This window comes from Streptomyces sp. WAC 01529 (genome assembly GCF_003945545.1).
GTDB lineage: Bacteria > Actinomycetota > Actinomycetes > Streptomycetales > Streptomycetaceae > Streptomyces > Streptomyces anatolicus.
Genome location: NZ_CP029617.1, coordinates 4761468 through 4785589 on the forward strand (window position 1 = coordinate 4761468; position 24122 = coordinate 4785589).

General features: G+C 71.4%; 14 protein-coding genes. 9 read left to right on the forward strand and 5 right to left on the reverse strand.

Going from position 1 to position 24122, the window contains the following annotated elements:
• Positions 1–10: 10 nt before the first annotated feature.
• From nuoL to recQ, 4 genes are all read left to right on the forward strand, one after another.
• Positions 11–1906 (forward strand): NADH-quinone oxidoreductase subunit L, encoded by a 1896-nt coding sequence (gene nuoL / locus DMA15_RS21535; RefSeq protein WP_125514412.1) that lies wholly within the window; start codon positions 11–13, stop codon positions 1904–1906.
• Between the two features lie 5 nt (positions 1907–1911).
• Positions 1912–3483 (forward strand): NADH-quinone oxidoreductase subunit M, encoded by a 1572-nt coding sequence (locus tag DMA15_RS21540; RefSeq protein WP_125514413.1) that lies wholly within the window; start codon positions 1912–1914, stop codon positions 3481–3483.
• On the forward strand, positions 3480–5129 hold the full coding sequence (gene nuoN / locus DMA15_RS21545; protein WP_125514414.1) for an NADH-quinone oxidoreductase subunit NuoN: 1650 nt from the start codon (positions 3480–3482) through the stop codon (positions 5127–5129). Before DMA15_RS21540 ends, nuoN begins: the two co-directional genes overlap by 4 nt.
• Before the next feature lie 195 nt (positions 5130–5324).
• Positions 5325–7337, forward strand: coding sequence for a DNA helicase RecQ (gene recQ / locus DMA15_RS21550; protein WP_240660239.1), 2013 nt, complete (start codon positions 5325–5327; stop codon positions 7335–7337).
• Between the two features lie 152 nt (positions 7338–7489).
• Here the strand turns inward: recQ and fahA are convergent, their stop codons facing one another.
• A complete protein-coding gene (gene fahA, locus DMA15_RS21555; protein WP_125514416.1) occupies positions 7490–8803 on the reverse strand; it encodes a fumarylacetoacetase in 1314 nt (437 codons plus the stop codon).
• Between the two features lie 213 nt (positions 8804–9016).
• Between fahA and DMA15_RS21560 the strand changes: the two genes are divergently transcribed.
• Positions 9017–10297: an ATP-grasp domain-containing protein gene (locus DMA15_RS21560; RefSeq protein WP_125514417.1), complete on the forward strand. Its 1281-nt coding sequence runs from the start codon at positions 9017–9019 to the stop codon at positions 10295–10297.
• Positions 10294–11556, forward strand: coding sequence for an NAD(P)-binding domain-containing protein (locus DMA15_RS21565; protein ID WP_125514418.1), 1263 nt, complete (start codon positions 10294–10296; stop codon positions 11554–11556). Before DMA15_RS21560 ends, DMA15_RS21565 begins: the two co-directional genes overlap by 4 nt.
• A gap of 89 nt (positions 11557–11645) precedes the next feature.
• On the opposite strand, the gene DMA15_RS21570 is transcribed toward DMA15_RS21565, so the two are convergent.
• The 3 genes from DMA15_RS21570 to DMA15_RS21580 are packed head-to-tail and all read right to left on the reverse strand — an operon-like array spanning position 11646 to position 18157.
• Complete coding sequence (locus DMA15_RS21570) at positions 11646–12065, reverse strand: SUKH-3 domain-containing protein (RefSeq protein ID WP_164551801.1); 420 nt, start codon at positions 12063–12065, stop codon at positions 11646–11648.
• Between the two features lie 18 nt (positions 12066–12083).
• Positions 12084–13472 carry an SUKH-3 domain-containing protein gene (locus DMA15_RS21575; RefSeq protein ID WP_125514420.1) on the reverse strand — a complete coding sequence of 463 codons (1389 nt, stop codon included), beginning with the start codon at positions 13470–13472 and terminating at the stop codon, positions 12084–12086.
• Entirely contained in the window at positions 13469–18157 is a 4689-nt protein-coding gene (locus DMA15_RS21580) for a DUF6531 domain-containing protein (protein ID WP_125514421.1), read from the reverse strand. Before DMA15_RS21580 ends, DMA15_RS21575 begins: the two co-directional genes overlap by 4 nt.
• Before the next feature lie 201 nt (positions 18158–18358).
• On the opposite strand from DMA15_RS21580, the gene DMA15_RS21585 reads away from it, so the two are divergent.
• The gene (locus DMA15_RS21585; protein WP_125514422.1) at positions 18359–19186 is read left to right on the forward strand and encodes an HAD family hydrolase; all 828 of its coding nucleotides are present in this window, start codon (positions 18359–18361) and stop codon (positions 19184–19186) included.
• 45 nt (positions 19187–19231) lie between these two features.
• Here the strand turns inward: DMA15_RS21585 and DMA15_RS21590 are convergent, their stop codons facing one another.
• Entirely contained in the window at positions 19232–21223 is a 1992-nt protein-coding gene (locus tag DMA15_RS21590) for a CocE/NonD family hydrolase (RefSeq protein ID WP_125517926.1), read from the reverse strand.
• A 307-nt stretch (positions 21224–21530) separates the two neighbouring features.
• On the opposite strand from DMA15_RS21590, the gene DMA15_RS21595 reads away from it, so the two are divergent.
• Both DMA15_RS21595 and DMA15_RS21600 read left to right on the forward strand, forming a co-directional pair.
• Positions 21531–22541: a polyprenyl synthetase family protein gene (locus DMA15_RS21595; RefSeq protein ID WP_125514423.1), complete on the forward strand. Its 1011-nt coding sequence runs from the start codon at positions 21531–21533 to the stop codon at positions 22539–22541.
• A gap of 308 nt (positions 22542–22849) precedes the next feature.
• Entirely contained in the window at positions 22850–24106 is a 1257-nt protein-coding gene (locus DMA15_RS21600) for a DUF2092 domain-containing protein (protein WP_125514424.1), read from the forward strand.
• The last annotated feature ends 16 nt before the right edge of the window (positions 24107–24122 follow it).

Here is a 24122-nt window from a genome sequence, read left to right on the forward strand (position 1 = left end):
GGGGCTGAAAGTGGAGAACCTGATTGCGCTGCTCGTCGCGGCGCCTCTGCTCGGAGCGGCCGTACTGCTGTGCGGCGGCCGGGCGTTGGACCGCGCGGGCCACTGGCTCGGCACGCTGCTCGCGGCCGCCTCCTTCGTCGTCGCCGTGGTGCTCTTCGCGGACATGCTGGGCAAGGGCGCCGAGGAGCGCACCCTGTCGCAGCACCTGTTCAGCTGGCTGCCCGTCGAGGGCTTCCAGGCGGACGTCGCCTTCCAGCTCGACCAGCTGTCGATGACGTTCGTCCTGCTGATCTCCGGCGTCGGCACCCTGATCCACGTCTACTCCATCGGGTACATGGAGCACGACGAGCGCCGCCGCCGCTTCTTCGGCTATCTGAACCTCTTCCTCGCAGCGATGCTCCTCCTCGTCCTCGCCGACAACTACCTCCTCCTGTACGTCGGCTGGGAGGGCGTCGGTCTCGCCTCGTACCTCCTGATCGGCTTCTGGCAGCACAAGCCCAGCGCGGCCACCGCCGCGAAGAAGGCCTTCCTGGTCAACCGGGTCGGCGACATGGGCCTTTCGATCGCCATCATGCTGATGTTCACCACCTTCGGGACGTTCGCCTTCGGGCCCGTCCTGGAGGCCACGGGTGAGACCAGCGAGGGCAAGCTCACCGCCATCGGCCTGATGCTGCTGCTCGCCGCGTGCGGCAAGTCCGCCCAGGTGCCGCTGCAGTCCTGGCTCGGTGACGCGATGGAGGGCCCGACCCCGGTCTCGGCCCTCATCCACGCCGCCACGATGGTGACCGCGGGTGTCTATCTGATCGTCCGCTCCGGCGCGATCTTCAACGGAGCGCCCGAGGCGCAGCTCGTCGTCACGATCGTCGGAGCGGTCACGCTCCTGTTCGGTGCGATCGTCGGTTGCGCGAAGGACGACATCAAGAAGGCGCTCGCCGGTTCGACGATGTCCCAGATCGGCTACATGATCCTCGCCGCCGGCCTCGGCCCCATCGGCTACGTCTTCGCGATCATGCACCTGGTGACGCACGGCTTCTTCAAGGCCGGGCTCTTCCTCGGCGCCGGATCGGTCATGCACGGCATGAACGACGAGGTCGACATGAGGAAGTACGGCGGCCTCAGGAAGTACATGCCGGTCACCTTCGTCACCTTCGGGCTCGGCTATCTCGCGATCATCGGCTTCCCCGGTCTCTCCGGCTTCTTCTCCAAGGACAAGATCATCGAGGCGGCCTTCGCCAAGGGCGGCACCGAGGGGTGGATCCTCGGCTCGGTGGCGCTGCTCGGCGCGGCCATCACCGCGTACTACATGACGCGCGTGATGCTCCTGACCTTCTTCGGAGAGAAGCGCTGGCAGCCGGATGCCGAAGGACACGCACCGCACCCGCACGAGTCTCCGAAGACCATGACGATCCCGATGATCGTGCTCGCCTTCGGTTCGGTCTTCGCGGGCGGCTTCTTCGGCATCGGCGACCGCTTCCTGCACTGGCTGGAGCCGGTCACCGGCCACAAGCACGGTCACTCCCCGCTCAGCGCCGCCACGGTCACGGGCGCCACCGTGGGCGTCCTGCTCATCGGCGTCGCCCTGGCCTACCTCCAGTACGGGCGCGGGCCCGTACCGGTCACCGCCCCGCGCGGCTCGCTGCTCACCCGGGCCGCCCGCCGCGACCTCCTCCAGGACGACTTCAACCACGTCGTCCTGGTGCGCGGCGGTGAGCACCTCACGCGCTCCCTGGTCTACGTCGACCACACCCTGGTCGACGGGGTCGTCAACGGCACGGCGGCCACGATGGGCGGCCTCTCCGGGCGCCTGCGCAAACTGCAGAACGGCTACGCCCGCTCCTACGCGGTCTCGATGTTCGGCGGCGCTGCGGTGCTCATCGCCGCGACCCTGCTGATGAGGGCGGTCTGATACCGATGTCCTTTCCACTGCTGACAGCGACGGCGGCCCTGCCCGCGGTCGGCGCGATCGCCACGGCGGCCGTCCCGGCCGCCCGGCGGTCCGCCGCCAAGTGGCTCGCGCTGCTCGTCTCGCTCGCCACGCTGGCGCTCGCCGTGACCGTCCTCGTGCGGTTCGACCCGGACGGCGACCGCTATCAACTCACCGAGTCCCGCGCGTGGATCGCGGAGTTCGGGGTGCGGTACGAGCTGGGGGTCGACGGCATCGGCGTCGCGCTCATCGGCCTCACCGCGCTGCTGATCCCGTTCATCATCCTGGCGGGCTGGCACGACGCCGATCCCCTGGAGACCAAGTCGTCCCGGTGGCGGCCGACGCAGGGCTTCTTCGCCCTGATCCTCGCCGTCGAGGCGATGGTGATCATCTCCTTCGAGGCCACCGACGTCTTCCTCTTCTACATCTTCTTCGAAGCCATGCTCATCCCGATGTACTTCCTCATCGGTGGCTTCGGGGACCGCGCCCACGCGGGCAGCGACGAGAACGCCTCGGCGCAGCGCAGTTACGCGGCCGTGAAGTTCCTGCTCTACAACCTCGTCGGCGGTCTCATCATGCTGGCCGCGGTGATCGGGCTCTACGTGGTCGCGGGGAACTTCTCGCTCCAGGAGATCGCCGAGGCCCGCGCCAACGGCACGCTCGACATGGCGACCAGCACCGAGCGGTGGCTCTTCCTCGGCTTCTTCTTCGCCTTCGCGGTGAAGGCGCCGCTGTGGCCGCTGCACACCTGGCTGCCGAACGCGATGGGCGAGTCCACGGCCCCCGTCGCCGTGCTGATCACGGCGGTGGTCGACAAGGTCGGCACCTTCGCGATGCTGCGGTTCTGCCTCGGGCTCTTCCCCGAGGCGAGCAAGTGGGCGACGCCGGTCATCCTCGTACTCGCGCTGATCAGCATCATCTACGGCGCGCTGCTCGCCGTCGGCCAGCGCGACATCAAGCGCCTGGTGGCGTACGCGTCGATCTCGCACTTCGGGTTCATCGTCCTCGGCATCTTCGCGATGACCTCGCAGGGCCAGTCGGGCGCGACGCTCTACATGGTCAACCACGGCCTGTCGACCGCCGCGCTGATGCTGGTGGCCGGCTTCCTGATCTCGCGGCGCGGCTCGCGTCTGATCGCCGACTACGGAGGGGTGCAGAAAGTCGCCCCGGTGCTCGCGGGCACCTTCCTGATCGGCGGTCTGGCCACGCTCTCGCTGCCGGGGCTCGCACCCTTCGTGAGTGAATTCCTGGTCCTGGTCGGCGCGTTCGCGCGCTATCCGGTGGTCGGGATCATCGCGACCCTCGGTATCGTGCTCGCCGCGCTCTACACCCTCGTCCTCTACCAGCGGACGATGACGGGCCCCGTGAAGCCGGAGGTCTCGGCCATGCCGGACCTGCGGGTGCGGGAACTGGTCGTCGTCGCCCCGCTGATCGCGCTCCTGATCGGCCTCGGGGTCTACCCCAAGCCGCTCACCGAGCTGGTGAACCCGGCGGTCGAGCACACCATGTCCGACGTACAGCAGAAGGACCCCGAGCCCGAGGTGGAGGCGGCCAAGTGAGCGCATCAGCCGTCCACAGCCTGTGGACAACGGCCGCCGATCCGATCGACAAGATCGGCGCGCCCAAGATCGAGTATGGACAGCTGTCACCGACGTTGATCGTCATCGGTGCGGCCGTCGTCGGAGTGCTCGTCGAAGCCTTCGTCCCGCGCAAGTTCCGTTACTACGTGCAGTTGTTCCTGTCCGTCGTCGCCCTCGCCGCGGCCTTCGCCGCCGTCGTCGGGCTCGCGGCCCGCGGGTTCGGTACGACGAAGGCGCAGATCGCGGCGATGGGCGCGATCGCGGTCGACGGCCCCGCGCTCTTCCTCCAGGGCACGATCCTGCTCGCCGGGCTCGTCGCCATCTTCACCTTCGCCGAGCGGCGGCTCGACCCGCTGGCGCACGGCAACCGCGTCGACTCCTTCGTCGCGCAGGCCGGGGCGGTGCCCGGCAGCGAAGGCGAACAGGCCGCCACCAAGGCGGGGTTCACCACCACCGAGGTGTTCCCGCTGGCGCTCTTCGCCATCGGCGGCATGCTCGTCTTCCCCGCGGCCAACGACCTCCTGACGCTCTTCATCGCGCTGGAAGTCTTCTCCCTGCCGCTGTACCTGCTGTGCGCGCTCGCCCGCCGCAAGCGCCTCATGTCGCAGGAAGCCGCCGTCAAGTACTTCCTGCTCGGCGCGTTCGCCTCCGCGTTCACGCTCTTCGGCATCGCGCTCCTGTACGGGTACGCGGGCTCGGTGTCGTACGCGACGATCGCGGACGTCGTCGAGGGCAACGTCTCGACGGTGGACCCGGCGCTCGCCGAGACCATGGGCAACGACGCGCTGCTTCTGATCGGCGTCGCGATGGTCGTCATGGGGCTGCTCTTCAAGGTGGGCGCGGTGCCGTTCCACATGTGGACGCCCGACGTGTACCAGGGCGCTCCGACCCCGGTCACCGGTTTCATGGCGGCGGCGACGAAGGTGGCCGCGTTCGGCGCGCTGCTGCGGCTGCTGTACGTGGTCCTGCCGGGCCTGCGCTGGGACTGGCGGCCGGTCATGTGGGGCATCGCGATCATCACGATGCTGGGCGGCGCGATCGTCGCGATCACCCAGACCGACATCAAGCGGCTCCTCGCGTACTCGTCCATCGCGCACGCGGGCTTCATCCTCGCCGGTGTCATCGCCACCACCCCGGACGGCGTCTCCTCGGTCCTCTTCTATCTGGCGGCCTACTCCTTCGTGACGATCGGCGCTTTCGCCGTGGTCACGCTGGTGCGCGACGCGGGGGGCGAGGCCACGCACCTGTCCAAGTGGGCGGGGCTCGGGCGGCGGTCCCCGCTGGTCGCGGCGGTCTTCGCGGTCTTCCTGCTGGCCTTCGCCGGCATTCCGCTGACCTCCGGGTTCACGGGGAAGTTCGCGGTCTTCAAGGCGGCGGCCGAGGGCGGCGCGGGCGCGCTCGTCGTGGTCGGCGTGCTGTCGTCCGCGATCGCCGCGTTCTTCTACATCCGTGTGATCGTGCTCATGTTCTTCAGCGAGCCGAAGGCGGACGGCCCCACGGTCGCCGTGCCCTCGCCGCTGACCATGACGGCGATCGGCGTGGGCGTCGCGGTGACGCTGGTGCTGGGTGTGGCCCCGCAGTACTTCCTGGACCTGGCCGGGCAGGCGGGGGTCTTCGTCCGGTAGGCCGTCGTCCTTGAAGTCGAACGTATGTCGCCGCCCGGCATCCCGATCTGGGGATGCCGGGCGGCGGCCTGTGGATAACTTCTCGGGCTGTCGGTGCGGGGCCCTATCGTGGAGGCAGTGGTCGGGGCAGCGACCCGAGCGGTGACCGAGGCAGGACGTACGGCGGGGGACAGGGCGATGGATGGGACCAGCGGCATGAGCGAGGTGACGGCGTCGGCACCGGTGCCGGGCGGCACGGCGACCGGCTCGGTGACGGAGAGCGACGCGCTGCGGACGCTCCACCGCGTCTTCGGGTACGACGCCTTCCGGGGCGAGCAGGAAGCCATCATCGACCATGTGGTGGCCGGTGGTGACGCCGTCGTCCTCATGCCCACCGGTGGCGGAAAGTCCCTCTGCTATCAGATCCCGGCCCTGGTCAGACCGGGTACGGGCGTGGTGGTCTCCCCGCTCATCGCGCTCATGCAGGACCAGGTGGACGCGCTGCGGGCGGCCGGTGTGCGCGCCGGGTTCATCAACTCCACGCAGGACTTCGACGAGCGGCGCGTGATGGAGGCCGAGTTCCTCGCGGGGGAGCTGGACGTGCTCTATCTCGCTCCGGAGCGGCTGCGGCTCGACGCCACCCTCGACCTCCTCTCGCGCGGCAAGATCTCCGTCTTCGCCATCGACGAGGCGCACTGCGTCGCGCAGTGGGGGCATGACTTCCGGCCCGACTATCTGGCTCTCTCCGTGCTCGGGCAGCGCTGGCCGGACGTGCCCCGCATCGCCCTGACGGCGACGGCCACGCACGCCACGCACCGGGAGATCACCGAGCGGCTCGGCATGCCGGACGCCAAGCACTTCGTGGCGAGCTTCGACCGGCCCAACATCCAGTACCGCATCGTGCCCAAGGCCGAGCCGAAGAAGCAGCTCCTCGCCTTCCTGAAGGAGGAGCACGAGGGCGACGCCGGCATCGTCTACTGCCTCTCGCGCAATTCGGTGGAGAAGACCGCCGAGTTCCTGTGCCGGAACGGCATCGAGGCCGTCCCGTACCACGCGGGCCTCGACGGCGGCACGCGCGCGGCCCACCAGTCGCGCTTCCTGCGGGAGGAAGGCCTCGTCGTCTGCGCGACGATCGCCTTCGGCATGGGCATCGACAAGCCGGACGTCCGCTTCGTCGCCCACCTCGACCTGCCCAAGTCGGTCGAGGGGTACTACCAGGAGACGGGCCGCGCGGGCCGCGACGGCCTACCCTCGACGGCCTGGATGGCGTATGGCCTCCAGGACGTCGTGCAGCAGCGCAAGATGATCCAGGGCAGCGAGGGCGACGAGGCGTTCCGGCGCCGGGCCGCCTCCCACCTGGACTCGATGCTGGCGCTCTGCGAGACCGCGCAGTGCCGCCGGGCCCAGCTGCTCACGTACTTCGGCCAGGAGGCGGCGGCACAGTCCTGCGGGAACTGCGACACGTGCCTCGCCCCGCCCGAAACCTGGGACGGCACGGTCGCGGCGCAGAAGGTGCTCTCCACGGTGGTGCGCCTCCAGCGCGAGCGCGGCCAGAAGTTCGGCGCGGGCCAGATCATCGACATCCTGCTGGGCAAGAAGACCGCGAAGGTCATCCAGTTCGACCACGACCAGCTCTCCGTCTTCGGCATCGGCGAGGAGCTGGCGGAGGCCGAATGGCGGGGCGTGGTGCGGCAGTTGCTGGCGCAGGGCCTCCTCGCGGTCGAGGGGGAGTACGGCACGCTGGTGCTCACCGAGACGAGCGGTTCCGTCCTCGGCCGTGAGCGCGAGGTGCGGCTGCGCAAGGAGCCGAAGCGGGCCCCGGCGGCGCGGGCGGCAAAGGGCGAGCGCAAGGCGAAGGCGGCGGCAGCGGTCGCCGAGCTGCCCCCGGAGGCGGTGCCGGTCTTCGAGGCGCTGCGTGCCTGGCGCGGCGCCCAGGCCAAGGAGCAGGGCGTCCCCGCGTACGTGATCTTCCACGACGCCACGCTGCGTGAGATCGCCACGCTGCGGCCGACGTCCGTCGGGGACCTCGCGGGCATCAGCGGGGTCGGCGAGAAGAAGCGGGCGACGTACGGCGAGGGTGTGGTCGGGGTCGTCGCGGAGTTCACGGGCGGCGCGGCGGCTTCCGGCGGGACGCCGCCCGGGGAGCGGTCCGCGGTGCCCGAGCCGAGGCTCAGCGAGGACGTGGAGCCGGAGTGGGGGGACGAGGAGGAGCCGGACTGGTCGTCCTGAGGAGGGTGGCCGGAGCGGCGCCGGGCGGGGGAGCGGGAGCCGGGTGCGCCTCGGGCCCGGCACAGGCCGGGCCCGAGGGGTGAGGCGGCGGTCCGCCGGTGCAGGTGGTCGGCTCAGCGGGCCGCCACGGTCGGTGGGCCGCCACGATTGCCTCAGCGGGCCGCCACGATCCGCCCGCTCACCTCGCCGAGGCCCACCTTGGTGCCGTCCGGTCCCGGGGCCCACGCCGAGAGCGTGACCTCGTCGCCGTCCTCCAGGAACGTCCGCTTGCCGTCGGGGAGTTCGAGGGGGTCGCGGCCGTTCCAGGTGATCTCGATCAGGGAGCCGTACTGCCCGGCCGACGGCCCGCTGACCGTGCCCGAGCCGTAGAGGTCACCGGTGCGCAGGGAGGCGCCGTTGACCGTCATGTGCGCGAGCTGCTGCGCCGCCGTCCAGTACACGGTGGAGAACGGCGGCTCGGAGATGACGTGGCCGTTGAGCGTGACCGTCATGCGCAGGTCGTAGCCGCCCGGCTCGTCCGCGGCCGGCTCGGTGGAGTCGTCCAGGTAGGGCAGGAGCTGGTGCGTGCGCTCCGGGGGCGCGACCCGGGCCGCGTCCAGCGCGTCGAGGGGGGTGATCCACGCCGACACCGACGTGGCGAACGACTTGCCGAGGAACGGCCCGAGGGGGACGTACTCCCAGGCCTGGATGTCGCGCGCCGACCAGTCGTTGAGGAGGGTGAGGCCGAAGACGTGCTCGCGGAAGTCCGCGAGGGGCACGGGGGTGCCGTGCTCCGAGGGCGCGCCGACGACGAAGCCGACCTCCGCCTCGATGTCGAGGCGGGCCGAGGGGCCGAAGGCGGGGGCCGTGTCGGTGGGCGCCTTGCGCTGGCCGCTGGGGCGCACCACGTCCGTCCCGGAGACCACGACGGTGCCGGACCGGCCGTGGTAACCGATCGGCAGGTGCTTCCAGTTGGGGGTCAGCGGGGTCGGCGAGTCCGGGCGGAACATCTTGCCCAGGTTGGTCGCGTGGTGCTCCGAGGCGTAGAAGTCGACGTAGTCCGCGACCTCGAACGGCAGGTGCAGGGTGACGTCGGAGAGGGGGTGGAGCAGGGGGCGTACGGAATCCCGGTAGGAGGGGACGGTCACCCACGCCGTCAGGGCGCGCCGCACGTCGGACCAGGCGGTGCGGCCCGCGGAGAGGAGGGCGTTCAGCGTGGGCCGGGCGAGGAGCGAGACGTAGGGGGAGCCGAGGGCGGCGGCCGCGGCGCCCGCGTCCAGGACGTACGAGCCGAGCCGTACCCCTACCCTGCGCTGGTCGTTGCGCTCCCCGGCCAGGGAGAACACGCCGTAGGGGAGGTTGTGCGGTCCGAAGGGGTCGCCCTCGGGCAGGCCGAAGGGGTCGCCCTCTGAGCGGCCGACGGAGTCGCTGTCGGGGAGGCCGGGGGAGTCACCGGCGGCCGGGTCGAGCGGGGTCTGCTCGGACATGCGTACCTGCCTCGCTTTCCATAGGGGTGTGCCACACGTTACGTGTGTAGTCCCCTGTTTCGGCAGTGCCTAAAGAGTTCGTAATGTCCGGATAAGCCTTGCTGGAGTGGTCAATTACGCCTTAGCGTCTTTTGCCTCAGCGGTTCTTGGGGGCGCGGGCGGGGTGGGTCCGGGTCGGGGTTGAGGGCGTACGTGGGGGGACCCGTGGCCAGGATGAGCAGCGGTGCGCCGTGCGCACCGGACCGGAGTGTTCCGGGGCTGATCGTGAAGTTCGGCGACTACCCCCTGCACCACGGCGGAGTGGGCGCGATCCGCAGCCTCGGCCGGCTGGGCGTGCCGATGTACGCGATCACGGAGGACCGCTACACGCCCGCGGCCGCCTCCCGCCATCTGACCCGCGCCTTCCCCTGGCCGACGACCGGCACCGAGGAGCCGGAACGCCTCGTGGAGGGGTTGTTGCGGGTGGGGCGCCGGATCGGGGCGCCGACCGTCCTCATCCCCACCGACGAGGAGGCGGCCGTCCTCATCGCCGAGCACCAGGACGAGCTGTCCGGGCCGCGGACCGGCTTCGGCGGGTTCCTCTTCCCGCGCGTGGAGGCGGAGTTGCCGCGGCGCCTGGCGAGCAAGCAGGGGCTGCACGAGCTGTGCGTGGAGCACGGGGTCGCCTCTCCGGCCGCCGCGTTCCCCGAGAGCCGGGCGGAGGTGGAGGAGTTCGCGGCCACGGCGCGCTTCCCGGTGGTGGCCAAGAACCGCGAGGCCTTCACCCGCCGGAAGCGGCCCGCGGTGCACGGCACCACCCGTATCGAGACCGCGCGGGGCCTGCTCGCGCTCGCCGGTGACTGGGGGGAGCGGCCCGGCGTGATCCTCCAGGAGTATCTGCCGAGGGAGCAGGCCGAGGACTGGATCGTGCACGCGTACTTCGACGCGGACTCAAAGCCGCGCGCGCTCTTCACGGGCGTCAAGGTCCGCGCCTGGCCGCCGCACGCGGGGATGACGGCGAGCGCGTACGTCGTGGACAACCCGGAACTCGCGGACCTCGCCGCGCGTTTCATCAAGCGGATCGGCTTCACCGGCGTCATCGACCTCGACCTGCGCTTCGACCGGCGCGACGGTCAGTACAAGCTGCTCGACTTCAACCCCCGGATGGGCGCCCAGTTCCGGCTCTTCGAGAGCGGGGCTGGCATCGACGTCGTCCGTGCCCTGCACCTCGACCTGACGGGGCGTGCCGTCCCCGAGGGGGCCCAGCGCCCCGGCCATCGGTTCGTCGTGGAGAACATCGACCTGCCCGCCCTCCTCGCGTACCGCCGCAGCGGCTATACGACGCCGCACGCGCCCGCCCGCGCGAGCGGTACGGAGCTGGCGTGGCTCGCCGCGGACGACATGCTGCCGTTCTTCACGATGCTCGCGAGGGTCGCGGGGCCGGGGGCCCGGAATCTGTACCAGCTGTGGCGCGCGGGGCGCCGTGGCGGCATCACCAGGGGGAGGGTTCCGTGAGCGAACCGGTGGCAGTCATCGGGGCCGGGCCGTACGGCTTGTCGACCGCGGCCCATCTGCGGGCGCGCGGCATACCGGTGCGGGTGTTCGGCGACCCGATGGTGAGCTGGCGTGCGCACATGCCCAAGGGGATGCTGCTGAAGTCGACGCCGGCGGCTTCGAACATCGACGCGCCGCAGCGCGGGCACGACCTCGTCGACTACTGCGACGCGGCGGGGATACGGCGCCTCGTCACGGACGAGGACATCGTCCCGGTCGAGACCTTCGTGGCGTACGGGGAGTGGTTCCGGCAGCAGCTGGTGCCGGGGGTGGAGCGGGTGCGGGTGGTCTCCGTGGAGCGGCGTGGCGCGGGCGGCGACCTCGCGCGCCCGCTGGGCCCCCCGCATACCTCTCCTGCCTTCGATCGGCGCCCCGGGTTCGAGCTGAAGCTGGACTCGGGGGAGCAGTTCACGGCCCGGGCGGTCGTCGTGGCGACGGGTCTTTCCGGGCTCTCGCGGCTGCCGCGCGAGCTGGCGCGGGCGGTGCCGGACGGGCCTTCCGCCACCGGTCCCGTCTCGCACAGCGCGCAGCACCACGACCTCTCCCGGTTCGCCGGGCGCGATCTGATCGTGGTGGGCGCCGGGCAGTCCGCGCTGGAGACGGCCGTGCTCGCCGCGGAGGCGGGGGCGCGGGTGCGGGTGGTGGCCCGGGGCAGGGGCGCGGTGGCCTTCGGCGAACCGCCCTGGCGGCAGCCGAGGTTCCGCCCCGAGTCGCCCTTCGGCAGGGCCTGGTCCCTGTACGCGATCAGTTACCACGCCGATCCGTACCGCCATCTGCCGCCCCAGGCACGGCACTTCCTGGTCCGGCGCGTCCTGGGGCCGCTCGGCGCGTGGTGGCTGCGGGAGCGCTATGCGGGCGCGGTCCGCACGAGCGAGGTACGGGGCATCAGGGCGGCACGGGTGCACGAGGGGCGGCCCGTCCTGACGGTCGAGACGCTGGGCGGCCGCGTGGCGGAGTTCACCGCCGACCACGTCATCGCCGCGACGGGCTACCAGGTGGACCTCGCCGCGCTGGACTTCCTCGGCCACGCCTTGCGCGCCCGCCTCGCGACGAGCCGCGGCACGCCGAGGCTGGGCGCGGGCTACTCCTCGTCCCTGCCGGGCCTGTACTTCACCGGCATGCTGGGGGGTTCGTCGTACGGGCCGGTGATGCGGTTCGTGTGCGGCACGCGGTTCGCCTCTCCGCGGTTGGCGGGGCATGTGGCGGGGGTGTGGGGGTGAGTGGGACGCGGGGTGTTTCGGAGAGCACGGTCGACGGAAGCGCCGCGTGGGGAAGGGCCACGCGGGGAAGCGCCGCTCCCGCACCGAGGTCACCCCTCGCCCGCTCCGCTGCCCCGGATGAGTCTCTCCAGGGCGTCGTCGGCGGTCTCTGCCAGCAGGTCGATGTAGTCCATGCCCACGTACACCGCGCCGCTTGAGGCCATGCCCAGATAGAAGTTGCGGTGATCGGCCATGCCGAGGGGGCAGAGAGGGGTACCGGCTTCCTCATCGAGCGCTTCGAAGATCTCCCTGTCGTCCTTCGCCAGGAGTGGATCCAGCTGGAACTCCCGCCAGCCCCGGCCGTGGTCGGAACCCCGGACGACCGTCAGTCCGCCGAACTCCGCGAGGAAGTCACGGGCGGCCGCATGGAATACGAAGCCGCCCTCGTCGCACAGGGCGCTCTCCCATGGCGCCGTGGGTACCGAACGGCCGGGAGACCAGCCGGACCTCCGCAACACGCGGTCGGTCACTTGGGACCACCGGATGCGCTACCGCACCCCCTCGATGAGCTTCCTCAAGGCCTCGTCGCCCGTTTCCGCAAGGAACGTCACCTCGTCCATGCCGACATGGACCGTGCCGTCCGCGGCCATGGCGAGGTAGGAGACGCCGCGGCCGATCCCGCCGATGGGGTAGAGGTACTTCCCCGCCTGCTCGCCGAGGTCGTCGAAGATCTCGCGGTCCCACGTGGCCACCAGCGGGTCGAGCCGGAACGGAGTGCGCGCGGCCGTCCGCCCGGGGCCCCGCTGGTGGATCTCCAGACCGCCGAACTCCCGCAGGAAGCCGCGCGCGGCCTCGTGGATCTCGAAGTCCTCGTCGGCCTCGTGCAGCGTCCGCTCCCACTCCTCCGTGGCGACGGACCGGCCGGGGTACCAGCCCGAGAGCCGCAGCACACGGTCGGTCTCGGCGGACCACCGCGTCCCGATCTCCGCGCGCAGGTCGTGCTCGGGGCTGTGGGGGAGCACGAGGTGGTCCCCCGCCGGGACGAACGGCAGCGGGGCGTCGGTGCGGCGCTCCATCACGAGCTTCTCCACGGCGTCGTAGCCGCTCTCCGCGAGCAGCTCGGCGCTGTCCCCGCCGACGTACACCGCGCCATCCGCCGCCATGCCCAGAAAGCTGTCACCGCTGTCCGCCCGGCCGATGGGGCACAGGTCGGCCCCGGCCGCGTCGACGAACGCCGCGAAGGCCCCCGTGTCCGCCGCCGCGCCGAGCGGATCGAAGTGGTAGGGCGACTGAGGCATGACCGGGCCGGGCGTCCACTCGTCGGTCCGCAGCCCGCCGAACTCGGCGAGGAACCGCCGAGCCGCCTCGTGGACCGGGAAACCGCGCTCTCGCAGCTCGCTCTCCCACTCCGGCCTGGGCACCCGGCGGTCCGGATCCCAGCCGGACGACCGGAGCACGCGCTTGGTCAGAGCCGACCAGCGGGACCGGAGTTCGGTCCCCTCGCCCGTTCCAGCGCCGACGCCTGCGTCCGACGCGAGCTTGTCCAGCGCCTCCCCAGGGGAAGGAGCGAGGAGCCGCACACTCTCCCGGCCGATGTAGACGGCCCCGCTCGGGGCCATGCCCACGCCGTCACCGCGGTCCGTGGCGCCGATGGGGCAGAGATACGCGGGTGAGCCCTCGTCCGGCACGTCGAAGACCTTGTCGTCCCAGTCGGCCGCGAGCGGGTCGATCCGGAACCGTCCGGCCTCCCCCGCGACGACCAGGCCACCGAACTCGGCCAGGAACCCCCGGGCCGCCGCGGACATGTCGATGCCACCGCGCCCCAGCAACGTCCGCCGCCACTCCTCGGTGGGCACCTCGCGGCCGGGGTACCAGCCTGCCTGGCGCAACGCGCGGTCGGTTGTCGCGGACCACTGCGGTCCGAGCCGGTCACTCATGACAGGGGGGCCTCTCTCACTCCGAGTCGGTCAAGCACGAACTTGCAGGAATCACAGGCTTCCTTCGGCCTCTGGTGCGCCGGGTTGCCCGCCGCACGCACGTCCACAGCGGCCATCACACCACCTCGCGGATCAACGCCCGCCTTCATGGCGTTCGACAGCGCCTCGGCCTCGCCGCACTTCCCGTGCTGTCCCAGTGCCCTCAGTTCCGCCGGAGCACGGTCGTAGGCGTCCCGGACAGCCGGATGCAAGTCGTGCTGGACGTCGGCGCCGCCCTTGATGTTCGCACCGGTGAAGGGCGTTTCGTGCCCCGGCACCGACAGCCCGGCCGCACTCGTCGGCCGGGTCTTCTTGCTCTGGCCGGTCGGAGCGTCCTGCTCCTCCTGCGCCCGCCGCCTCGCCGCGTCCCGCGCCGCCGTCTCGCAGTCCGGGGCGAGGCCCAGGGGGTCCACCGCGGTGAACGGGTTCGGGACGTACGCGCGGGGGTTCGGGCCGGGGGCCAGGCCGAGGGGGTCGACGGAGGCGTACTGGCCGGTCTCGGGGTCGTAGTGGCGCTGGTAGTTGTAGTTCAGCGCCGACTCGGGGTCGTGGTACTGGCCGGGGAACCGCAGGGGGCAGTACGCCCCTTCGCGCTCGGCCTCACCCAGGGGCGCGCCCCACACCGTGGTCCGGGCCCGCCACGCCAGCTCCCCCTCGTCGCCGACCAGCTCGGTCGGGGTGCCGACCAGGTCGGTCACGATCGAGTAGAACTGGGCGTCCACCCACTCCTGCGAGCGACCCTGGCCATGGCCCCGCCGACCATGCTCCGGGCCCTGCTCCGGGCCCTGCTCCTGCTCCTGCTCCCGCCCACGCCCCTGCGCGCCCTCCTCGCGGACGACGCGATCGACCTGGGTGACCGGGCTGAACCGGTCCGGCTCCCAGTCCCAGACCGTGCACGTGGGAGCCTCGTCACCCCTGCGCGTGACCTGCTCGGCCAGGACGAAGCCGTCCCAGGCGAACGTCACCTCCTCCACCACCGTCCGCCCGTCCGGCCCGAAGCGCTCCTTGGCGACGCGGCGGCCGAACGGGTCGTACCGGTAACCCCACTTGGTGCCGTCCGGCGTGGTGACTCCGACGAGCCGGTCCTGGCTGTCCCAGGCGTACCGCCAGACATCCGGCTTGCGCGAGAGGCGCTTCTTGCGGCGTACGACCACCCGGCCCTGGGCGTCGAACTCATAGCGGACCTCACCCGACCCGCGCCCCGCCGATCCGTGCGCCGCCGGTTCACCCCCGCCCGGCGTCCCGGGCCGTGACCCGGCGGAGCCCTGCCATTCGGCCCGGGTGAGGTTGCCCGCGGGGTCGTAGGCGTACCGCTCCGACCAGGTCGCCGCCCGCACGCCGGTGACCCGGCCGGTGCCGTCGACATCGAGCACCCGGTCACCGCCGAGCAGATCGCTGATCCCGGTGACCGCGCCGTCCGGCCGGTAGCGGTACGCCCGGTGCTGGAGGAGCCGCGGCCCGGGCGCGCCCGAGGAGCCGCCGTCCGCCGTCAGGGTCTGCGAGCCGAGCCTGCCGTCCGCGTCCCAGGTCTGGCTGAGCACGGTGGCGCCGCTCCGGCGCTCCACCTCGCGCCCCGCCTCGTCGTAACCGAAGGCGACGGTCCTGCCCGCCGTCCGCAGCAGCACCGGCCGGTCGCGGCCGTCGTACTCCCACACGCTCTCGGCGCCCGACGGCGTCACCCGGCGGGTGCGCCTGCCCAGCACGTCGTATGCCGAGCGGACGGTGGCGCCGTCGCACGTCTCGGCGAGGACGCGGCCCCGGGCGTCACGTTCGTAGGTCAGTTCGGTGTGGCCGCTGGTCACCCGGCGGACGTTGCCGACCGGGTCGTACGCGTAGGCCGTGACCCCCTCGGGAGTCCGCTCCTCGAGCACCTTGCCGAACGCGTCGCGCACGTACTCGATGCTCTGGCCCGCCCCGTTGGTCTGCCCGACCAGATGTCCCGCGGCGTCGAAGCGGTAGCTCTGCGTACGGCCGCCGAAGTCCTGCTCGCGGACCAGCCGGCCCGCCTCGTCGTAGAAGTAGCGCCAGGCCGCGCCGAGTTGGTTGGTGACCGAGGTGACGCGCAGTTCACCGTCGTAGGTGAACTCCAGCCGCGATCCGTCGGGGTTGACACGGGCCGACGGCAGGTCGAACCCGGAGTACTCGAAGCGGGTGACCTGGCCCAGCGTGTCCGTGTGCTCGACGAGGTTGCCCTCGCCGTCGTAGACGTGGTGTTCGGTGCTGCCGTCGGGCAGGATCCGGCGGCTCAGCTTGCCCTCGGGGGTCCACTCGAACCGGGTGACCGACCCGTCCGGGCCGGTCTGCGCGACCAGCCTGCCGAACGCGTCGCGCTCGAAGTGCGTCGTGCAGCCCTCGGCGTCGGTGCTGGAGCGCGGCTGCCCGGTCGCGTCGGGTTCGAGCACGGCCGTGCGCCCCGCGGCGTCGGTGATCGCGGTGAGGCCGCCGAGGTCGTTGTACCGGTAGGAGATCCGGGCGCCGGTGGGGTCGGTCTCGCCGGTGAGGTTGCCGCGTTCGTCGTACTCCAGGTGCCAGATGTGACCGTCGGCCTGGGTGACGGTGACGGGCTGGCCGTGGATGCCGTTCTGAGCCAGCTCCCGGCTGCCGTCGGGGCGGATGACGGCGGTCGGGGCGCCGTCCGCGTCATAGACGTAACGGGTCGTCCTGCCGAGCGGGTCGGTCCGCGAGAGCAGGCGGTCGTAGCGGTCCCACTCGGAGCACGTGGTGTGGCCGAGCGGATCGGTCTGGGCGACGAGCTGGCGGAGTTCGTTGTGGCGGTAGGTGGTGGTGTTGCCCAGGGAGTCGGTGTACCGCGTCGTCCGGTTCTCGTCGTCGTACGCGATGGTGCACGAGAGGCGGCCGTCGGCGCCCTCGCCCGTGACGCAGCGGTCCTGGTCGTCGTAGGTGAAGCGGTACCAGCAGCCGACGCGGTCGGTCCAGGACGTGATGCGGGAGCGGCTGTCGTAGGTGAGCGTCAGGGGCAGGCCGCTGGAGTTGTGGACCTCGGCGAGGTTGCCGTCGGCGCCGTAGACGAAGCGCCGCAGGGTGGTGCCTTCGGGCCCGTCATCGGGGTTGCGCAGGCGGAGGCCGACGACGCGGTCGCGCCGGGTGTCGACGTGGAGATGGCGGCCTGCCGAGTCGCGTACGGCGGTGGGAACGCCCTTCTTGTCACGGTCGACGTCGACGCGCAAGCCGTTGCGATCGGTGATCGCGGCCAGCGGCATCGTGAAGGCGGAGCCACTCGCTCCGGGGCTTCCGGTGGGGGCGAAGTGGCGGGTGAAGCCCGTGGCCGGGTCGGTGATGCGCAGGGGCGCGCCCGGCTCCCCGTCCCAGTCGAGCGGCCAGCGAGGGCCTTCCAGGGGCATGACCGAGGCACCGGGCCGGGGCACCGGGTAGAGCAGGATCATGCCGTCCTCGGCGGCGAAGGCGACGCCCTCGTCGTCGAGTTCGAGGCGTTCGTCGAGCGTGGAGGCCCACGAGGGGCCGAACCACTGGCCCCATCGGTACGTCGACAGATGGGTGCGCCGGAGAGCGAGCGGGAGCAGCCCCGGGAGGTCGACGTCGGTCTCCTCCATGATCATCTCGCCGGAGACCATGTCGACGGGGTCGCCGTTCTTGCAGCGGCTCCCCGCCTTCTTGCCGGACGCGACGGCGTCGTCGGCCCCCTTGCGCAGCCCGCCCTTGCCCAGGCCCTTGGCCATGCTCTTGAGGCCCTTGCCGAGTTTGGCGGCGGTGGTCAGGCCCTTCATGCCGGGTACGCAGTCCAGCGCGGCGAACGCGACATCCATCAGGCCCGCCTGGCCTTTTCGGTATTTGTTGAGGGTGTCGGCCAGCACGATCGCCCCGGCGATGATGACGATGGCGGCGAGGATGGGGCCACCGACGATCATCGCGATGATGCCGACGACGGCGACGACGACCTTGCAGATCTCGACGATGGTGTCCCAGTTGTCGGAGACCCAGTCGCCTATCTCCTCCCACCACTTGCGGTTGCGTATGCCCGCGTCGGAGGCCTCGTCGATCTTCCGCTTCGCGGCTCCGGCGGCCTCCTGACGCATCTTGCGGGCGTCCTCGGCCATCTTCTTCGCCGCGTCAAGGGCGCTCTTGGCGGCGGTGACGTCCGACTTCGCGGAGGCCTGCGCCTTCTCGGCGGAGGCGGCGTTGCGGGTGGCGGCCTTGACCTTGTCCGGGTCCGGCTTCGGCACATCCTTGCCCGAGCCCTTGTCGGCCTCCTTGCCCGCCTTCTCCACCCAGGAGTCGGCCGAGGTGAGGCGGGACTTGGCGGAGGACAGGTCGGCCTGGGCCTCGCGGCCCTTGGCCAGGGCCTTGTCGGCCAGGGACTGGGCGCGCTCCAGCTCCGGCCAGTACGCGGCGAGCGCGTCCCCGGCCATGCCGTAGGACTTCTTGAGCTTCTTCAGCTTCTCCGGGGCCTTCTCGAACTTCTCCGTGAAGCCCTCGGCGGTCTTGCCCGCCCACTTGAGGATCGCGTCCTCGCCCGCCATCCCCTTGATGTCCCGCAGCACCTTGCCGACATCGTCGGAGAAGTCGTGCAGGTCCTTGGCGAGCTTGCGCACCCGGTCCGGGTCGCCCGGCGTCGGGTCCTTGTCCAGGTCCAGGACATGCCAATCCCGCGGCCGATGGCCCCCCATGTGTCTCCCCCGTCACACCGCAACACACGTGATCGTGCTCGAACGCAAAGCTACTGCCCTGGACGCGCACCCCGCCAAGTCGGTTCTGCGGAACGGGAGGTTCCACTTTCTGGTGAACCGTGGAGGCTCCCACCTCCCCCCTCCCGCACCGGCCTCGTCAAGCCGCTTCCGGCGCGGCTCAGGATCCGTATTCTCTGGATCATGGCCGCTCCCCTCGCATATGCACTCATCGCCACTGACCTGGACGGGACGCTGCTGCGCGGCGACGACACGGTCTCCGACCGGTCGCGGCGGGCGCTGGCCGCCGCGGGCGAGAGGGGCGCGCGGCACCTCGTGGTGACCGGGCGGCCCGCGCCCCGGGTGCGGCCCCTGATCCGCGACCTCGGCTATGACGGCCTCGCCGTCTGCGGGCAGGGAGCGCAGCTCTACGACGCCGGGGCGCACCGCATGGTGTGGTCGGTGACGCTCGACCGCGAGCTGGCCGAGGTCGCGCTCGGGAAGATCGAGGCGGAGGTCGGGCAGGTCTTCGCCGCCGTCGACCAGGACGGCGTGGACGGCCTCACCCTCATCGAGCCCGGGTACGACATGCCGCACCCCACGCTCCCCGCGGTGCGCGTGCCCCACCGTGACGTGCTGTGGGAGCTGCCCATCAGCAAGGTGCTCGTGCGGCATCCGAGGCTGGCGGACGAGGAGTTGGCGGAGGTGGCGCGCGGGGCGGTGGGCTCGCTCGCCACGGTGACGATGTCGGGGCCCGGCACCGTGGAGCTCCAGCCGAGCGGGGTGACCAAGGCGACGGGCCTTGCCCTGGCCGCCGAGCGGATGGGGCTGACGGCCGCCGACACGGTCGCCTTCGGGGACATGCCGAACGACATCCCCATGTTCCTGTGGGCGGCCCACGGCGTGGCGATGGCCAACGCCCACAGCGAGCTGAAGTCGGTGGCGGACGAGCTGACCCGCACGAACGAGGAGGACGGGATCGCGGTCGTCCTGGAGCGCTTACTCGCGGCCGGGACGGACGTCCAGCTCTGAGACCGGGACGGACGTCCAGCTCTGAGAAGCGGGGAGCGGACCGGCTCACCCCGCCGTGCGGCGGATCCGGCGCTCCCAGGTGCGGTGGAAGACGACCTCGTCGCCGTCGCGGCAGATCACCTCGTCCGTGGTGAGGAAGTCCGCCGCGTCGCAGGTGATCTCCGAGTGCGTCTCGATCCTGGCGTCCCAGCCGAGTTCGGGGCGGTGCAGACGGATCGTCCAGTCGGAGCGGGCGCGGGCGCTCAGCGGATCGTTCTCGTGGATCGTGTACGTCTCCACGGCGTCCTCGGTGAGCTCGAGCCCGTCGGGGTACACGCGCGTACCGCCGCAGCGCGGGTCGACCTCAAGGCGCCACTCGCCCTTGGCGACATCGCGTACGACCAGGCGTTCGGGGCGCTCCTCGTCGAGCGTCGCCGGATGGACCACGCCGAGCGGCGCGGACTGCTCGGGGGGCTCGAAGGTGATCGCCGGGTCCAAGCCGCCGGTGCGGACCGGCAGTTCCAGGGAGCTGCCGACCGGGTGCAGGGTGAAGCCCGCCGAGTCCGCCTGCGGCCAGATCCACGGCCAGTAAGCGGAGGAGACCGCGAGGCGGATGCGGTGGCCCGGCGCGAAGGTGTGGCCGATGCCGGTCAGCTCGAAGGCCACGTCCTCGGTGGCGCCGAGCGGCCACGCGTCCGCGCGGTCCCCGCCGTGGCGGGCGGAGAGGTTCAGCACGCCCCGGGTGACGAGCGTGGACGAGCCGTCCGGCGCGATGTCGCACAGACGGGCGATCGCCTGGCCGAACGGCACGTCCATGCGGAGCCGCAGGGTCACTTTCGGGCGCCCCAGGATCCGTACCTCGGAGGGGACCTCGAATTCGAAGCACGCCGACTTCGCGTCCTCGTCGCGCTGGTCGGGCGGCAGGTCGGCGTCGTTGCCGGACGGGCGGAAGCGGCCCGCGTCCAGACCGGTGTGCTGCGGGGAGTTGACCAGTACGGGGTTGCCCTGCAGGGCGTAGGTGGTGGGTGTGACGTGCGGGGAGGGCCAGGAGGGGTCGCCGACCCAGCCCCCGCGCAGCTCCGGGCGGGCCGTCACCGGCGGGTGCGAGTCGCTGATCCAGGAGCGGAGCTTCGGTTCGGCCATGACGCCCGTGTCGACGCCCTTGAGGTGGTGGTCCCACCAGCGCAGCGTCTCCTGGAGGAAGCCGATCGCCGGGCCCGGCGGCAGGCCCCGGTCGGGGTACTGGTGCGGCCACGGGCCGATCAGGCCCCGCACCCGGTCGTCGGGGAGGTGCGCGACCAGGCGCAGGACCGTGTCCCGGTACGGGTCGTGCCAGCCGCCCACCGCGAGGACGGCGGCGCCGATCGCGGAGCGGTTTTCGCGGACGCTGCCGTGCCGCCAGTAGTCGTCGCGGGTCTGGTGGTCCAGCCAGGTGTGGATGGGGGGCTCGACGGCCTCCAGGCGCGTCAGCCACATCGCGCGCCACACGTCGCCCACGTGGTACGGATCCGGCGGGCGCGATACGAAGGCCAGCGTCGCCGCCGCCCCCGCGTGCATGCCCGCCGCCAGGACGGAACCACCCATGTAGTGCCCGCCGTCGTCGAAGCCGTCGTCCGCCGAGCAGACCGTGACGACCGCCTTGAGCGGCTCGGGCGCGAGGGCCGCGATCCGCAGCGCCTCGGAGCCGCCCCGCGAGATGCCGAACATGCCGACCTTCCCGGTCGACCACTCCTGCCCGGCCAGCCAGTTCACCACCTCGACACCGTCGGCCGCCTCCTGCCCGCGGTGCTCGTCGGCGGGCACGCCCTCGCTGTTGCCGTGCCCGCGGGCGTCGACGCGCACGGACGCGTAGCCGTGGCCCGCGTACCAGGGGTGGCGCTGCCAGTCGCGCGCCGCCGTCCGGTCGCTGAGGCGGGAGGGCAGGTATTCGAGGAGTACGGGAACGGGCTCGTCGGTCACCGGGCGCCATACGCGCGCGAAGAGCGTGGTCCCGTCGGCGAGGGGTACGCGAATGTCCTCGTGCGTCGTCTCGTACGGGAAGTCGGTGCCGGACCGGATCTTCGGGTGCGTCATGGGGAGACCTCGTACTCAGCGGTAGTACGGGACAAAGCGGTTTCTCCCGGTCTTACGTGCCCAGTGGTGCGGAAAGGGCGTCTTGGTCGTATGGGCTGATCAAGAACATACCGGTGGTGATCGCAGGTCGCCCGGCCGCGTTTGTGCGGGCAGGTGCTCGCTGTGATCGAAAGGCGACCGGATACGCTGACTTGAGTGATGGCAGCGACACATCGACAAACCGTGTCATCGACCGAGATCCAATGATCGACCGAGTTCGCCATGTGATCGTCAGCAGACAGGAGAACCTCTCGTGACCGTCGTCGGGCCTTTTGGGCTGAGCGTGCGGGACCAGGCTCTCGAAGCCGATGTCCAGGCAGGGTTGGCGGCTGTCGAGGAGGGCCTCCTGGAGGCCACCAAGAGCGAGGTCCCCTTCATCACGGAAGCCGCCCAGCACCTCGTCCGTGCCGGGGGAAAGCGTTTCCGCCCGCTGCTCGTGATGCTCGCCTCCCAGTTCGGCGACCCGTACGCGCCGGGCATCGTGCCCTCCGCCGTGGTCGTCGAGCTGACGCACCTCGCGACGCTCTACCACGACGACGTGATGGACGAGGCGGATGTACGCCGCGGCGTCGAGAGCGCCAACCAGCGCTGGGGCAACTCCGTGGCCGTGCTGACCGGTGACTTCCTCTTCGCCCGCGCCTCCTACATCCTGGCCGACCTCGGCCCGGAGGCCGTCCGCATCCAGGCGGAGGCGTTCGAACGCCTGGTGACCGGCCAGATCCTGGAGACCGCGGGGCCCAGCGAGGGGCGCGACCCGGTCGACCACTACCTCGACGTGCTCGGCGGCAAGACCGGCTCGCTGGTCGCCGTCGCCTGCCGGTTCGGCGCGATGATGTCCGGCGCCGACGAGACGGTCGTGGACGTCCTGACGCAGTACGGCGAGCGGCTCGGCGTCGCCTTCCAGCTCGCCGACGACGTGCTCGACATCGCCTCCGACTCGCACGAGTCCGGCAAGACGCCGGGCACGGACCTGCGCGAGGGCATCCCCACGCTGCCGGTCCTGCGGCTGCGCGAGCGCGTGGCGCGGTTCGGCCTGCCCGAGGACATCGCCCTGAGCGAGCTGCTCGCCTCCGACCTCACCGACGACGCCCGGCACGCCGAGGCGCTCTCCCTGCTGCGCGCGCACCCTGCCCTGGAGCAGGCCCGCCGGGACACCGTGCGGTACGCGGAGGAGGCGCGGGCCGCGCTGGCGCCGCTGCCGGAGTGCGACGCGAAGATCTCGCTGGTGGAGCTCTGCGACCTGGTGGTGCACCGGGCCGGCTGAGTGACCAGGGCCGACTGGGCCGACTGGGCCAACCAGTACTGACGATCGGCGGCGCCATCCCCTACGGGTCGGGGGAGGCGCCGCCGCTTCATGTCATCCCTGGGCAGTACGTGGAGTTGAGCCCGGGGTCTGACGCTTTGGGGCGGCCGATTTGGTCGGATAGAACCCAGCAGGAACCACCACTCCTGACCAATTCGGGTGAGAATGGCGGCGCGGGGTGGACGATGGCACGTACGCATGTATGCACGTACAGGGATGTACAGCACGTACAGGGAAGGCCGCCGCCGACCACGGAGGTAGGGCACACAATGGCACCGTACGAACCGGAACAGGACACCAGTGAGGCCGGGGAGCCGCGCGTCGGCCGCCGCAAGGCGGCCCGTTACGCGGTCCCGGTCGCGGTGGCGGGGGTGGCGGCGGCGACCATCGGGCTCGTCCCGGCGCTCGCCACCTCGGGCGACCCGGATCTGCCGAAGGTCACCGCTCAGGAACTCGTCGAGAAGATCGCCGCGTCGGACACGCAGCGGCTCTCCGGCAACGTCAAGATCAGTACGGATCTGGGTCTGCCGTCGATGGGCGGCATGGCGGGCGGTCTCGCCGGCGGTGGCGGCGCGGGCCGCGACGGCGAGGGCGAGGGCTCGGCCGCCGACCCCAAGGCCAAGCTGATGGAACTGGCCTCGGGTACGCACACGCTGCGGGTCGCGGCCGATGGCCCCGACAAGCAGAAGGTGTCCGTCCTAGGGGACGCCTCCGAGTACAGCCTGATCCACGACGGCGACGAGCTGTGGGCGTACGACAGCGCGTCGAACGAGGCGTACCACGCGAAGGCGCCCGAGGACGCGAAGGACCGGGGCCCGAAGGAATCCGACGTCCCGAAGGGCGCGGCCGAGGATCTGCCCGCCACGCCCAAGGAGTTCGCCGAGCAGGCGCTGAAGGCCGTCGACGACACGACGTCCGTGAAGGTCGACGGGACCGCGCAGGTCGCGGGCCGTGACGCGTACCGCCTGGTCATCAAGCCGAAGCAGAGCGGTTCCACGATCGGGCAGATCACGGTCGCCGTGGACGCGAAGACGGGTACGCCGCTCAAGTTCACCCTGACCCCGGCCTCCGGGGGCGCGGCGGTGATCGACGCGGGCTTCACCAAGGTCGACTTCGGGAAGCCGTCGGCGGACACGTTCGACTTCGCGCCGCCCAAGGGCGCGAAGGTCACCGAGGCCGAGGAGCACGCCGGGGACGGCCGTGACGCCGAGGACAGGAACAAGGGCGGCAAGGAGTTCAAGGAAGAGGACCTCAACGACCTGAAGGTCATCGGCGAGGGCTGGAACGCGATCGCCGAGCTGAAGCTGCCGGGCGGCAAGGGCCTGCCGACGGCCGGTTCGGGCGACGTCCCGCCGGACGCGCAGAAGCTGCTGGACTCGCTGGGCGACCAGGTGAGCGGCGAGTTCGGCTCCGGCACGGTCTTCTCGACCCGACTGGTCAACGCCCTCGTCACCGACGACGGCACGGTGTACGCGGGTGCGGTCACGAAGGACGCGCTCGTCAAGGCGGCGAACGCGGCCCACTAGGCGTGGGGCCTGTTCG

Bases quoted from the DNA above. Each gene is read 5' to 3' on its own strand.
- DMA15_RS21575 (WP_125514420.1), bottom strand. From the start codon at position 13,472: ATGAGTGACCGGCTCGGACCGCAGTGGTCCGCGACAACCGACCGCGCG.
- recQ (WP_240660239.1), top strand. From the start codon at position 5,325: ATGAGCGAGGTGACGGCGTCGGCACCGGTGCCGGGCGGCACGGCGACC.
- DMA15_RS21560 (WP_125514417.1), top strand. From the start codon at position 9,017: ATGAGCAGCGGTGCGCCGTGCGCACCGGACCGGAGTGTTCCGGGGCTG.
- DMA15_RS21580 (WP_125514421.1), bottom strand. From the start codon at position 18,157: ATGGGGGGCCATCGGCCGCGGGATTGGCATGTCCTGGACCTGGACAAG.
- DMA15_RS21600 (WP_125514424.1), top strand. From the start codon at position 22,850: ATGGCACCGTACGAACCGGAACAGGACACCAGTGAGGCCGGGGAGCCG.
- fahA (WP_125514416.1), bottom strand. From the start codon at position 8,803: ATGTCCGAGCAGACCCCGCTCGACCCGGCCGCCGGTGACTCCCCCGGC.
- DMA15_RS21540 (WP_125514413.1), top strand. From the start codon at position 1,912: ATGTCCTTTCCACTGCTGACAGCGACGGCGGCCCTGCCCGCGGTCGGC.
- DMA15_RS21585 (WP_125514422.1), top strand. From the start codon at position 18,359: ATGGCCGCTCCCCTCGCATATGCACTCATCGCCACTGACCTGGACGGG.